Raw genomic sequence first — 513 nt, 5'->3', positions numbered from 1 at the left:
GAACTCGAGGATGCGGTCAGCGACAGATTCGAGGTGCCCTCAGATCCAGCGCCTGCGAGCACGAAGTCACCAGGCGAGACGGGCCCCCTTGGACAGGGCGACGACGCGGTCGGCGACACCCGATCCTGAGGCCAGCTGGGCGTACGCACCGGAACGCTGGTTGGCCAGTTGCTGGTTGACCATGGCGGCACTCGCATCATTGGAGGCGCCGGCCATGATCTGGGCCGTCGAGGTGGCCTGATACTCGACAGGCCTGGTCAGGGTGTAACCAGCGGCTACGACGATGCCGAGCAACATGCTGAGCAGCAGCAGTTTGAGGTTCGTCCGAATGATACGAACCAGGTCCAGAATGGTCACGGGTGCTCCTGTCGTCGCCCACGTTGTCGCCCCCGTGGCGACGTATCACTGGTGAGAAGGGTCGGGGTCAGTCTAGGACGGCCGTCTGAATGGCGGGTGCTTCAACGGCCCGGTTGCGTGTCTCTACGTTTGCGCTCGGAGGGGGTGGGGGTCACC

1 protein-coding gene is annotated in these 513 nt (G+C 64.3%); it reads right to left on the bottom strand.

What is annotated here, in order from left to right:
- Nucleotides 1–66 precede the first annotated feature (66 nt).
- Nucleotides 67–357, bottom strand: a complete 291-nt coding sequence (locus HMPREF0321_RS14335; protein WP_006947547.1) for a Wzz/FepE/Etk N-terminal domain-containing protein — start codon at nt 355–357, stop codon at nt 67–69.
- Between the last annotated feature and the right edge of the window lie 156 nt (nt 358–513).

The sequence above is a fragment of the Dermacoccus sp. Ellin185 genome (assembly GCF_000152185.1).
Classification (GTDB): domain Bacteria; phylum Actinomycetota; class Actinomycetes; order Actinomycetales; family Dermatophilaceae; genus Dermacoccus; species Dermacoccus nishinomiyaensis.
This window is presented reverse-complemented; position numbering and strand designations above follow the sequence as displayed.